The organism is Streptomyces sp. NPDC045955, from assembly GCF_056430805.1.
Window position 1 is genome coordinate 403,751 of sequence record NZ_JBWKKY010000008.1, and the last position, 10,148, is coordinate 413,898.

Here is a 10,148-nt window from a genome sequence, read left to right on the forward strand (position 1 = left end):
GATCGCACCGCCTGGCTCAGGCCTGCACCGCCGTCGCGATCAGCTGGTCGATCAGGGCGATCAGCACGTCCCGGCACGACTCCCTCTCCCGCGCGTCGCACAGCAGCACCTGCACGTGCTCCGGCACGGCCAGGGCGTCCCGGATGTCCTCGGGCGGATACGGGTGTTCGCCGTGGAAGCCGTTGACCCCGACGACGAACGGGATGCCCCGGCGTTCGAAGAAGTCGATCGCGGCGAAGCTGGACTCGGGTCTGCGGACGTCGACCAGGACCACGGCACCGAGCGCGCCGAGGGCCAGGTCGTTCCACATGAACCAGAACCGCTGCTGCCCCGGCGTACCGAACAGGTACAGCACCAGGTCACGGCTGATGGTGATGCGGCCGAAGTCCAGGGCCACGGTGGTGGCCCGCTTCTCCTCGATACCGTCCAGGTCGTCGACGTCCAGACCGGCCATGGTCAGGGGTTCCTCGGTGCGCAGCGGGGCGATCTCGCTGACCGACCCGACCATGGTGGTCTTGCCCACGCCGAAGCCGCCGGCGATGAGGATCTTGACCGTGTCGGGTGCCGAGGGCGCGTCGGTGACGACGTCAGAGCCGGCCAAGGCCGTCCCTCACTTTCTTCAGCAGGTCCAGGTCCGGAGCGGTACGGGAAACGGGGCGCGGCGGACGGACGGTGATCCGGCCGGCCTCCAGCAGGTCGCAGAGCAGGATGACGACCACGCTGACCGGCAGGTCGAGCCGGGCGGCCAGCTCCGCCACGGCCAGCGGCTCGGCGCACAACCGGAGGATCCGGGTGTACTCGGGCTGAACGGGGGCCGCCGCGGCGGGCTGCGGATCGACCGCGGTCACCGTGGCGATGAGCGTGAAGTCGGCGCGGCTGGGCCGGGTCCGGCCACCGGTCAGCGCGAACGGCCGTACGAGCCGCCCCGCCGAGTCGCCTCCGCCCACCTCACACGCCGGGGTCGGCGACGGGCCCGGCCATGCCCCGCGGTGCCGCGCTGAGGTGCTCGCCGATCTTCTTCACCAGCATGTTCATCTGGTACGCCACCACGCCGACGTCCGCGCCCGGCCCGGTGAGCACGACCAGGTGCGCGCCGGGACCGGCGGAGGTGAGGATCAGATAGCTGTTGGCCATCTCGATGAGCGCCTGGCGCACCGGACCGCCCCGGAAGTCCATGCTGACGCCCTTGCTGAGGCTCATCAGACCGGACGCGGTCGCCGCGAGCCGCTCGGCGTCGTCGCGCAGGAATCCGGTGGACTTGCTGACCACCAGGCCGTCCTCGGACAGCACCACGGCCTGGTTCACGTCGGCGACCCGCTCCACGAGTCCGGTCAGCAGCTGGTCGAGCTGGGTGTGCGTGGCGGGGATGGGGCGTGTCATTGCGGTGTCCTTCGTCAGCGGTCGGCGGGCGGAGTCGAGGGGGCGGGGCCGGCGGCGGCCTGCCGGGGTGGTGCGGCCGCGTCCTCGCCGTGGGGCTGCTCGGCGTCGTCGTCACGGGCCCGGAGCGTGCCGCGCTGGAAGCCGGCCAGGGACGAGGCGGCCGCCTCCGCGGTGAAGTCGTCGAGGGAGCCGTCGTCCTCGGCGGGCGCGGACTCCTCGCGCAGTTCCTCCACCAGGCTCGTCTGCGGCACCCGGCGGGGGAGCGGGGCGAGACCGTCCCGGCGGGGGATGACCTCGCGGGCGGCAGGGGCGGCTGCGGTGGTGGTGACGGTGGCGGTCCGGGCCGACGTGAGGGGCCGGGGCTCGCGCGCGGCTCCGGCGGTGCCCGCGGCACCCTCCGGCTCCTCGGCGGTGGCCATGGCGCTGCCGGCGTTCTCGGCGTCCACCGGGCTCCGCCCGTCCTCCGGGCGGCCACCGGCCCGCGGGCCGTCGCCCGCACCCCTCGGGCCGACGAGGGCGGCCAGGCCGTTCACGCCGGCCGTGTCCTTGCCGTCCCGGGCGCCCGGCGCACCGGCCTCCGGGGCCTCACGCACCACGATGTCGTGCGGTAGCAGCACGATCGCCGTGGTTCCGCCGTACGGGGAGGCGCGCAGGGTGACGGCGATGCCGTGCCGGTGGGCCAGCTGGGCGATCACGAACATGCCGAGCCGCAGGTCGTCGGCGAGCGCCACCACGTCGAACTGCGGGGGCACCGCGAGCTGTTCGTTGAAGGACGCGTAGTCCTCCTGCGACATGCCGAGGCCGCGGTCCTCGACCTCGACGGCCAGGCCCTTGGCGACCATCCCGGCCCGCACCGTGACGGGGCTCGGAGCGGGCGAGTACGCGGTCGCGTTGTCGATGAGCTCGGCCAGCAGATGGATGACGTCGGCCACCGCGGGCGGCGCGACGCACACCTCCTCCTCGGTGTGCACCTCCACCCGCTGGTACTCGGCGACCTCGCCGACCGCACTGCGCAGGATGTCGACCAGCGCGACCGGCTCGGTCCAGCTGCGGCCCGGCCGTTCGCCGCTGACGATGACGAGGTTCTCCTCGTAGCGGCGCAACTGGCTGGCCGTGGAGTCCAGTTCGTACAGGCCCTTGAGGATGTCGGGGTCGGTGTGCTCGCGTTCCAGCGTGTCGAGCCTGCTGAGCTGGAGGTTGACCAGGTTCTGGCTCTGCCGGGCGATGCCCAGGATGACCTTCTGGAAGCCGCGCCGGGTGTCGGCGAGTTCGACCGCGGTGTGCACGGCCGTGCGCTGGGCGGTGTTGAACGCCTGGGCCACCTGGCCGAGTTCGTCGTGACCGTAGTCCAGCGGTGTCGTCGCGGACTCCGGGTCGACCGTCTCGCCCCGGTCGAGGCGGGCCACCACGTCGGGCAGCCGTTCCTGCGCGAGGCTGACGGCGGCCCGGCGCAGGCCGCGCAGCCGCCGGGACAGCGAGCGGGTGATCCGCCAGGACATGCCGACGCACACCAGCAGCGCGAGCAGCCCGCCGGCGCTCAGGATCCCCGCCTTGATCAGCAGCCCGTCCGCCTTGTCGGCGCTGCGTTCGAGCAGGCCCGTCGTCTGCCGCTGGATCAGACCGGCGTAGTGCTCGGACAGTTTGTCCATGGCGGCGTTCCACCGCTTCTGGGTGTCCGGCAGGGCGATCCGGTCCGCGTCGGCGCTGGAGTTGCGCGCCGCCAGCACCTGGTCCTCGATGGACTGGAGCGTCTGCCACTCCGGGCTCGCCAGGATCTGCTCGGTCTGTGCCTTGGCGCTGCCGGTCAGCTGGGGCACGACCTGGTCCTGGACGAGCCAGCGCCGGGTGTTCACCAGCTCCGTGAACTGCACCCAGGCCTCGTCGTCGAGGTGCCCGGACGGCCACGCCAGGGTCAGCTGCGCGTCCTCCTGGGACACCAGCTCCGCCGCGTGCTCCAGGGCGACCAGCGGACCGGCCTGCGAGGTGAGGTCGCCGTCGTCGACCTGGGAGAGCTCCTGGAAGGCGTGGATCTGGTCGTCGATGATCGAGGAGTACTGGTCCAGCGCCTGCTGCGCGGTGATGTCGGTCGGGTGGTCCACCTGGTCGCGGTAGTACTCCAGGCTGCCCACCGAGCCCAGCACCGAGTACAGCCGGTCCGATACGCGGGAGGGCGCCTTCTCGATCGCGTCCGCCTGCCCGACCAGCTTGCCGACCGCAGCGTCGGTCTCCTCGCGCTGTTTGTCGAGGGCGGCCCGGGAGCCGTGCGGCGCGGCCAGCCAGGCCGCCGACAGGCTGCGTTCCCGCTGGAGGGCGAGTGTCGTGTCGGTGCCCATGGCACCGGTCGACCGGCTCAGCTCCGTCTGGTCGCGCAGCCGAAGGCCCTCCGAGAACATCTGGATGGTCGTCACGCCCCACATGGCGGCGAGGGTGACGCTGGGCACCAGGGCCAGGAGCACCAGGGAGAGGCGTATGGAACCGAGACGGCGCCGGGCACCTGTCCGTCGAGACATCGTCGTCCTAGGGCGATCAGCGGGGAGGGAGGACCGGGAAGGCGGAACGGGCGGGGTGGGGGACGGGGGCGGGGACTAGCGCGGGAGGGGCTTCGTGTGCCGGTTACGGCACATGGGGTGAGCAGGATGTTATCCGCACAAGTGAGGGCAGGGCCCGGGCCTGACCGAATCTTTGGCGACACCGTCACAGGAAGGGTCCGGTCACCGGGTCCCGGCGGCGGCGAACCGTGCCACCGCGGACACGTTGGACCTCGTCACGAAAGCGGGGCCGGTGAGCACCGGGGCCGTCCCGCCGCCGCTGACGTTGCCGTTGGTCCGGTACAGCCACAGGGCGTCCACCGCGAGGTAGCCCTGCAGGTAGGGCTGCTGGTCGACGGCGAACTGCACCTTGCCGCCCCGGACCGCCTCGACCAGGTCCTTGTTGAGGTCGAAGGTGGCGACCTTGGCTCTGCTGCCGGCCTGTTCGACGGCGTCGACCGCGCTGAGCCCGTACTGGGCGCCCAGGGTGACGACCTCGTCGATGCTGGAGTCCTGCCGCAGCCGGGACGCGATCGTGGCGGTCACCGCGTTCATGTCGGCGCCGTCCACGTACACGTTGTCGGTCTCGCCGCGGAAGGTCTTGCGCATGCCGGCGCAGCGGGCCTCCAGCGCGACGTTGCCCCGCTCGTGCACGACGCACAGGGCGTGCTTGGCCTTGACCTGGTTCAGCTTGTCGCCGACGGCCCGGCCCGCGACGGACTCGTCCTGGCCGAAGTACTCCAGCAGGCCCGCCGGGCGCCAGGCGTCGATACCGGAGTTGAGCCCGACGACGGGGATGCCGGCCGCCTTGGCCTGGGCGATCGGGCCCCGCATCGCCGTCGGCTTGGCGAGCGTCACGGCGATGCCGTCGACCTTGTCGCGGACCGCGTCGCGCACCAGCGCGGCCTGCGCGGCCCCGTCGGCGTCGCTGGCGTACGTCAGGTCGATGCCGTCCTTGGCCGCCGCCGTCTCGGCGCCCCGGCGCACCAGGTCCCAGAAGGCGTCGCCCTCGCCGCCGTGGGTGACCAGGGCGACCCTCATCCCGCCGCCCGGCCCGCCCACCGGGTCCGCGTCCGGCCCGTGGTCGCTTGCGCCGAGGATGGAACAGCCGGCCACCAGCAGACACACGGCGGACACCAGGGCCGCGACACGGGTGAGTCTCGCGGAGGTGTGCGGCGGGGGAGGAGTGTTCATGAGGGGCGGACCTCGCTGTGCGGCCGAGCAAGAGCAGGATGAGAGCCGGGCGGACCGCACGTGAGCACGGGCCGGATGACTCTCGTTGGGCCGGAGCCAACCGTGTGTGACCACCGGGCGTCAAGTGAGCGGCCACTTGCCGTGAGTTAGCGCTGCCGCATCGTGATGATCTGTCCGACGGGTCGAACATGGGAGGTCATCCCCATGATTTTCATACCGTCCGTGCGGTTCGGTCCCGGCGTCCCGCACGGAAAAGGCCTCCAGGAGTGGCTGCCGGGGCCGCCTAGACTGGTGCGGCCCGCAGGACGACGGAGGCGACGGAAGGGACGGCGACGGTGGCGGCAGCCGGCAGTGGCTTCGAAGACCCGCCCGCCGACGTGCTCGACCGGGCGGCCGCGGCCTTCGGGCTGCTGGCCTCGCCCGCCCGGCTGCACATCGTCTGGGCACTGGCCCAGGGCGAGAGCGACGTGACCGGGCTCGCCGAGCGGGTCGGCGGCGCGCTGCCCGCGGTCAGCCAGCATCTCACCAAGCTGAAGCTGGCCGGACTCGTCGGCTCCCGCCGCGAGGGCCGCCGGCAGGTGTACTACGTCGACGATCCCGACGTCGTCGATGTCGTACGGCTCCTGGTGGGCCGGCTCACGGACCGGGCAGCGCCGCCGCGCCGCCGCCTCCATGGCCTCTGAGACCGCCGACGGCACCACCCTGGAGGTGCTGCGGCGGCTGGAGTCGGGCCCCCGGGGACTGACCGGGACCGAGGCCGCGGCCAGGCTGCTCACCCACGGCGAGAACACCCTGCCGGACCGGCGCACACCGTCCTGGCCACGCCGGTGCGCGCACGCCCTGCGCGACCCCTTCACCGCCGTCCTGCTCTGCCTCGGCCTGGTGTCCGCCGCCGTCGCCTCCTGGGGCACCGCCGTGGTCATCCTCGCCCTGGTCGCGGTCAGCTGCGTGCTGCGCGCCAGCGGGGAGCACCGGGCCGACCGCTCCATGGCCGCGCTGCGCGAACTGGTCGCCGGCACGGCCACGGTGCTGCGGCGCGACACCGACCGGGAGCCGCCCCGGCCCCGCGAGGTGCCGGTCCCGGAACTCGTCCCCGGCGACGTCCTCCGCCTCGGCCCCGGCGACCTCGTCCCGGCGGACGTACGACTGCTGCGCGCCCGCGGACTCACGGTGCACCAGGCGGCCCTCACCGGGGAGTCGGCGCCGGTGGCGAAGAGGGTGGTGGAGGCACCGGCCGGATCCGGCCCGGACGACGACTCCCCGCTGTGTTTCCAGGGCAGCACCGTCGCCACGGGCAGCGGAACCGCCGTCGTCGTCGCGACCGGGGACGGCACCCGGCTCGCCGCCGCTCACCGGCAACCGGCCATACCCCGGGCGGGCGGGGCCTTCGACCGGTCCGTGCACGGCATCTCCTGGGTGCTGATCCGCTTCATGCTGCTGACGCCGCCCCTGGTCCTGATGGCGAACGCCGCGCTGCGCGGACGCGGCCCGGAGACCCTGCCCTTCGCCGTCGCGGTCGCCGTCGGGCTGACGCCCGAGATGCTGCCGGTGATCGTCACCATCTGCCTGGCCCGGGGTGCCGCCCTGCTCGCCCGCACCCACGGCGTCATCGTCAAAGGGCTGCCCGCGCTGCACGATCTGGGCGCCGTCGACGTGCTCTGCGTCGACAAGACCGGCACCCTCACCCAGGACCGGCCGGTCGTCGCACGGGCCCTCGACCCGGCCGGCCGCGACGACCCGGAGGTGCTGCGCTGGGCCGCCGTCGGCGCCTGGTGGACCCTCCAGCTCGCCGAACTGCCCGCGCCCGACGCCCTCGACGAGGCCCTGCTGGAGGCGGCCGGGCCGGTGGGCGAGGAGTACGACGGGGTGGACGCGGCGCCGTTCGACCCGGTACGGCGCTTCTCGACGGCGGTGGTGCGCGGCTCCCTCGGGCGCCACACCGTCGTCGTCACCGGCGCCGCCGAGGCCGTGGTGGAGCGCTGTACGGCTCAGCCGGGCGAGCGCGAACGGATGCTGGCGCTCGCCGCCCGGGAGGCGGACGCCGGGCTGCGGGTGCTGGCCGTCGCGACGGCCGACCGCCCCGCAGGCGCGCCCGGCCGGCCCGACACGCGGGGCCTGACCTTCCGGGGCCTGGTGACCTTCCGGGACGCCCTCGCACCGACCGCCGCCGACGCCCTGCGCGGTCTGGCCGACCGGGGCGTCACCGTGAAGGTCCTCACCGGCGACCATCCGGCCACCGCGGCCCGGGCCTGCCGCGAACTCGGCCTGGATCCGGGGGAGGTACGGACGGCCGCACAGCTGGAAGACCCCGAGGCCGCCGGCGAGGCGACCGTCGTCGCCCGCTGCACCCCCGAGGACAAGGCCCGGGTCGTCGCCGCCCTGCGCGCCGCCGGGCACACCGTCGGGTTCCTCGGGGACGGGGTGAACGACGTGGCCGCGCTGCGTGCCGCCGACGTCGGCCTCGCGCCCCGCTCCGCCGTCGGGGTGGCACGGGAGAGCGCCGACGTCGTCCTCGCCGAGAAGGACCTCACGGCGATCGGCCACGCGATCAGCGCCGGCCGGCACGCCAGCGGCAACATCGCCTCGTACCTGCGCGTCACGCTCTCCTCCAACCTGGGCAACGTCGTCGCGATGCTCGCCGCGGGCCTGCTCCTGCCCTTCCTGCCGATGCTCCCGGCCCAGGTGCTCGCCCAGAACCTGTGCTTCGACGCGGCCCAGCTCGCCTTCGCCCACGACTGTCCCGGCGCGGCGGCCCTGCGCGGTCCGGCCGTGCTGCGGCCGCGCTCCTTCCTCCGGTTCGTCACCGGCTTCGGCCTGCTCAACGCGGTCGCCGACCTCGCCACCTTCGCCGTCCTCGCGTTCGCGCTCGACGGTCCCGACGCCGTCGACGACGAAGCGGTGTTCCACTCCGCCTGGTTCACCGAGAACCTGCTCACTCAGGCCTTGGTGATGCTGCTCCTGCGCACCGGCCGCCGCGACGCGGGGAGCCGTGCCCCCGGCCCGGTCTCCCTCGCGGCGGTCGGCCTCGCCGCCGTCGGCCTGCTGCTGCCGCCGAGCCCCCTCGGCACGGCCCTCGGCATGACGGCCCTGCCCGCCGCGTACTACCTGCTGCCGGCCGTTGTCCTCGGCCTGTACGCCCTGGCCCTGACGGCGGCCCGGGCCCGGCAGGCGCGGCGTCAGCCGTAGGTGAGGTTCGAGCAGGGGTTGTCGTCCGCGGACCGGGCCCCGTCGGCGATCTCCGACGGCACGGCGGTCGGAGCCGGGGACGCGGACGCGGCCGCCGCCGGGCTGTGCGCGTACGACTGTCCCAGCACGACGCCGATCCCGTTGCCGGTCACGGGCTGGAGCCGCGCGCCGGGGAAGGCCGCCGCGACGGTCCGGGCGCGGTCCTTGAGGCCGGGGCCGTACTCGACCAGTGTCGTGGTGTGGTCCTGGGCGGACGCGGTCGCCGTGCCCGTGACGGTGAAGCCGTCCGAGGTGAGAGCCGCGGCGGCGCGGGCGGCCAGGCCGGGGACGGAGGTGCCGTTGTAGACGGCGACGTCGATGCCCGCACCGGAGACCGGCCTTGGGGAGGCGGAAGCCTCAGAACCCGGCGTCCCGGTCCTCCTCCCGCCGGCGCTCTCGCCGTCGATCGTGCGGTCGGCCCGGAGCGCGGCCCACAGGGCGTCGGCGTCCGGCTGCACGATCGCGACCCGTGAACCCTCGTAGCGCCACGGCAAGGTCACGAACTTCGTGTTGTGCAGGTCGATGTCCTTCAGGGACAACGCGAAGGACATCAGCTTGCCCGCGGAGCCGAGGCCGGCGTCGACGGTCAGCGACTTCGTGGCGGCCTCGGCCAGCGGCAGCAGCCGCGTCGGAGTGAAGCCCTCGCTCTTCACCTCCTTCAGCAGGCTCGCCACGAACGCCTGCTGGCGCTTGATCCGGCCGATGTCGGAACCGTCGCCGATGCCGTGCCGGATGCGGACGTAGTCCAGCGCCTTCTGGCCCGCGACGGTCTGCTCGCCCTTGTGGAAGAGGAGCTTGCCCGGGGCGGTGAGGTGGGGGTTGAGGTCGTCCTGGTAGACGTCCTGCGGCAGGCACACCGTGACACCGCCCACCACGTCCGTCAGGCGGGCGAAGCCCTTGAAGTCGACGACGACCGTGTGGTCCACGCGCAGGCCCGTGAGCTGTTCGACGGTGTTCTGCGTGCAGGCGGGGTTGCCCTTGGCCGTCCGGCCGACCGAGTACGCCGCGTTGAACATCGTGTCCGGCTGTGCCTTCGTCCAGCCTCCGTCCGGCAGCTTGCACGGCGGGATGGTCACCAGGGTGTCGCGGGGGATGGAGACGGCGATGGCGTGCCGGTGGTCGGCGTAGACGTGCAGCAGGAACGCGGTGTCGGAGCGGCCCACGTCGTCCTTGTCGCCGCCGCCCAGCGCCTCGTTGCCGCCGGTGCGCGTGTCGGAGCCGATGACCAGGACGTTCTCGCCCTGCGACGAACCGGCCTCGGGGCGGTTGTGGGAGAGGCCGCCCGAGTCGAAGGTGCTGATGTCGCCGTCCAGCTTCAGGTACAGCCAGCCGGCTCCGCCCGCGGCGAGCACGAGCAGGGCCAGGCAGACGACGAGCCCGACCCGTATGCCACGGCCACGGGCACGGCCGCGCCGGCGATCGCGCCGCCGCCTGTCGTCCCGCGCGGCGGCCCTGTGCCGCGGCGGCTGAGTCCTCCGGTTGCTGGTGACCGTCATCGGCGTCTGCTTGCCTCTCACCCGGGGGTTGTACAGTTGCGCAATGTAGCAACTGTCGACGAGAGGGAGGGCATGACGTGCTGCGCAACGGACTGGAGCCCTGGCACCTGCTGATCGTGGCGATCGTCGTGATCGTCCTGTTCGGCTCGAAGAAGCTGCCCGACACGGCGCGTTCGCTCGGCCGCTCGATGCGGATCCTCAAGAGCGAGGCGAAGGCGCTGAAGGAGGAGGGCGGGGGGGGGGGGGGGGGGGGGGGGGGGGGGGGGGGGGGGGGGGGGGGGGGGGGGGGGGGAGGGAGGAAGGAGAAGGAAGAGGAGGGGAGAGG

The 10,148-nt window shown here is 73.5% G+C and carries 9 protein-coding genes; 3 read left to right on the plus strand and 6 right to left on the minus strand.

Annotated elements, in window-relative coordinates; translation table 11 throughout:
* Window positions 1-16: 16 nt before the first annotated feature.
* From AC07F0_RS19615 to AC07F0_RS19635, 5 genes are all read right to left on the minus strand, one after another.
* Window positions 17-601: a GTP-binding protein gene (locus AC07F0_RS19615; protein WP_436729797.1), complete on the minus strand. Its 585-nt coding sequence runs from the start codon at window positions 599-601 to the stop codon at window positions 17-19.
* On the minus strand, window positions 588-947 hold the full coding sequence (locus AC07F0_RS19620) for a DUF742 domain-containing protein (RefSeq protein WP_436729798.1): 360 nt from the start codon (window positions 945-947) through the stop codon (window positions 588-590). Before AC07F0_RS19620 ends, AC07F0_RS19615 begins: the two co-directional genes overlap by 14 nt.
* Window position 948: 1 nt before the next feature.
* Window positions 949-1,380 (minus strand): roadblock/LC7 domain-containing protein, encoded by a 432-nt coding sequence (locus AC07F0_RS19625; protein WP_003993789.1) that lies wholly within the window; start codon window positions 1,378-1,380, stop codon window positions 949-951.
* A 14-nt stretch (window positions 1,381-1,394) separates the two neighbouring features.
* Window positions 1,395-3,890 carry a sensor histidine kinase gene (locus AC07F0_RS19630; protein WP_478980421.1) on the minus strand — a complete coding sequence of 832 codons (2,496 nt, stop codon included), beginning with the start codon at window positions 3,888-3,890 and terminating at the stop codon, window positions 1,395-1,397.
* 201 nt (window positions 3,891-4,091) lie between these two features.
* On the minus strand, window positions 4,092-5,102 hold the full coding sequence (locus AC07F0_RS19635) for a substrate-binding domain-containing protein (protein ID WP_478980423.1): 1,011 nt from the start codon (window positions 5,100-5,102) through the stop codon (window positions 4,092-4,094).
* A gap of 335 nt (window positions 5,103-5,437) precedes the next feature.
* Here AC07F0_RS19635 and AC07F0_RS19640 point away from each other — a divergent pair, with 335 nt between their 5' ends.
* Window positions 5,438-5,785, plus strand: coding sequence for an ArsR/SmtB family transcription factor (locus AC07F0_RS19640; RefSeq protein WP_306970540.1), 348 nt, complete (start codon window positions 5,438-5,440; stop codon window positions 5,783-5,785).
* The gene (gene mgtA / locus AC07F0_RS19645) at window positions 5,775-8,288 is read left to right on the plus strand and encodes a magnesium-translocating P-type ATPase (RefSeq protein WP_478980425.1); all 2,514 of its coding nucleotides are present in this window, start codon (window positions 5,775-5,777) and stop codon (window positions 8,286-8,288) included. The genes AC07F0_RS19640 and mgtA overlap by 11 nt, the downstream gene beginning before the upstream one ends.
* On the opposite strand, the gene AC07F0_RS19650 is transcribed toward mgtA, so the two are convergent.
* The gene (locus AC07F0_RS19650; protein ID WP_478980459.1) at window positions 8,279-9,823 is read right to left on the minus strand and encodes an LCP family protein; all 1,545 of its coding nucleotides are present in this window, start codon (window positions 9,821-9,823) and stop codon (window positions 8,279-8,281) included. The two genes, mgtA and AC07F0_RS19650, sit on opposite strands and share 10 nt — an antisense overlap.
* Window positions 9,824-9,900: 77 nt before the next feature.
* Here AC07F0_RS19650 and tatA point away from each other — a divergent pair.
* Window positions 9,901-10,148, plus strand: a 248-nt coding sequence (gene tatA, locus AC07F0_RS19655; RefSeq protein ID WP_478980427.1) for a Sec-independent protein translocase subunit TatA, incomplete at its 3' end; no start/stop codon positions are given.